The sequence below is a fragment of the Corynebacterium tuberculostearicum genome, from assembly GCF_022347385.1.
GTDB classification, from domain to species: Bacteria; Actinomycetota; Actinomycetes; order Mycobacteriales; family Mycobacteriaceae; genus Corynebacterium; species Corynebacterium tuberculostearicum_M.
The window spans coordinates 1-1,356 of record NZ_JAKRDT010000049.1 but is presented as its reverse complement, the minus strand read 5'-3'; the positions used below and the strand labels follow the sequence as shown (position 1 = coordinate 1,356).

Genomic DNA, 1,356 nt, shown 5'->3' with positions numbered 1-1,356 from the left:
TGAACTGGCCCCCGAAAGTTGGACTGGTTTAATTCTAGGCGGTTAGGGCTTCAAGGGTCTGATTTCGATATTGCATCGGGGTCAGGCCCTTGAGTCGTTGTTGGATGCGTTCGGTGTTGTACCACTGGATGTACTCGTCGATGGCCTGGTTGAACTCTGCGACGGTGTCGAAGACTTCTCCGTGGTACATCTCGGTTTTTAAGTGCCCGAAGAAATTCTCCATGACCGCGTTGTCGTAACAGTTGGCTTTACGCGACATTGACTGAACACCACCGTTGTCATGAATCAGGTTGCGCCAGGACGAATGCTGGTACTGGAAACCTTGATCGGTATGCATCATCCACCCAGGCTCAGGCGCACACGTTTTAATCGTCTTAGTTAAAGAATCGGCGGTAAACGCTGTCGACGGCGATGTAGCCACGGTGTGGGCAACGATTGAACGGTCGAACAGATCCATCACCGGTGACAGGTAGACCTTGCGGCCTGCGACCCTGAACTCGGTGACGTCGCTAACAAAGACGGTATTTGGCTTATCTGGAGTGAACTTGCGGTCAAGTGTGTTGTCGGCAATGTGGCTGATCGTCCCGTTATAAGAAACATATGGCCTGCGCTGGCGGACCTTGGCTCGAAGCCCCATCTCGCGCATGAGTTTGTAGACGAGCTTGTGATTGACCACCCACCCCTGGTTGCGCAGGTCAAGTAGCACTCGTCGGTAGCCGTAGCGATACTTGTTGCGCTCGAAGCTTCCCCGGATCGCGTCTTTGAGCGCAGCGTGCTTATCCGGATCGCTGAGTCGTTTCTGGTGATAGAAGAATGTCGACCGTGCCATGCCGGCCGCATCCAAAAGGTATTGCAGACGATGCCGTGACTTGAGGATGACAATCGCCTGGACCTTCAGGCGTGTCCCTGATTCCTCAAGTCCCGCAATTTTTTTAGATATGCGTTTTCCGCTTCCAACCGCGCGATCTGGCGACGCAGCTTCGCTTCCTCCGAAAGCGGCTTCGGCGTGCCCGAACCCTTGGGCCTGCCCTTCGGCTTCGGTTTTAGTGCCTCATCGCCACCTTTACGCCATTTCCTCGACCATCCGCCGACCAAGTGCTCTGATGACAGGCCAAACTCGCGCGCAAGATCCATCGCTGTCTCACCAGAAAGGTGGCGTTGGACAACTTCCTTCTTGATTTCGAACGAATACTGCTGCTTAGTCGGTTTTTCCACAAGACATAGTCTGCCATGCAGCTTAAACCGACGACAGAGCATACGGGCGGCGTATGTGGAGACACCAAGAGCAGTAGCAGCGGCACGATAGCCCACGCCTTGCTCAAATAGTTCAACCAACTGCTCCCGCTGATGCTCACT

The 1,356-nt window shown here is 54.3% G+C and carries 1 pseudogene; it reads right to left on the bottom strand.

The features are described 5' to 3' along the window. Positions 1–34 precede the first annotated feature (34 nt). Positions 35–1,331 (bottom strand): annotated as a pseudogene (locus tag MHK00_RS11810) (IS3 family transposase). Positions 1,332–1,356 lie beyond the last annotated feature (25 nt).